This is a genomic window from Vibrio sp. 704, assembly GCF_033339295.1.
Genome location: NZ_JAWOUH010000469.1, coordinates 1 through 686 on the forward strand (window position 1 = coordinate 1; position 686 = coordinate 686).

1 protein-coding gene and 1 pseudogene are annotated in these 686 nt (G+C 42.1%); both read right to left on the reverse strand.

What is annotated here, in order from left to right:
• Positions 1-159, reverse strand: a pseudogene (locus tag R7R24_RS27160) (gfo/Idh/MocA family oxidoreductase); the annotation flags it as partial.
• Between the two features lie 58 nt (positions 160-217).
• The coding region (locus tag R7R24_RS27165; protein ID WP_318120190.1) for a response regulator at positions 218-686 on the reverse strand (469 nt) is incomplete at its 5' end.

A 686-nucleotide genomic window follows, 5' to 3' on the forward strand; every position in this document is an offset into this window, starting at 1 on the left:
GTCGTAATAAGTATCTGCATCGTAAGGCGTGCCAAACAAACGCGCTTTTTCTATATCTCTCGAATACACAGCTTTAAGGCAAAACTGCTTGGTTTGGATTGCTGCTTCAACAAATTGTTGCGAAATCCAGTTAGTCCCGATAACAGCGAGTTTAAACATGTCACTTCCTTTATATTCGTTCTAAAAAGCCGTAATGAATTCGGCTTATCAGTGCGATTTAAGCAAGCTTTAGTTCATTAAACAACTCAAATAACTGGTTAGATTTATACGGCTTTGGCAAATACGCATCCATACCCGCAGCAAAACAATTGTGAATGTCCTCTTCCAACACACTCGCGGTCAAAGCAATGATGGTTGTTTTCTTGCAGCCCACTTTCTTTTCCCAACGGCGAATCTCTTTTGTCGCGGTTAGGCCGTCCATCACCGGCATCATACAATCCATCAAAATGGCGTCAAACTGCTCACCTTTGGTGATGGCATCCAGCGCTTCTTGCCCGTTACTCGTAATTAAGTAGTCGTACCCTGCTTTATCTAAGAAAAAGCTCGCGATTTTTTGGTTCATCAGATTGTCTTCAGCAATCAGTATTCTTCGATGAGCTCGAGATATTTTAGACTCAGCGCGAGATGCAATATTTGTGACATTGTCACGCAATGTATTCTTTTCGAGCTTAGCTAGCTCTTCGATG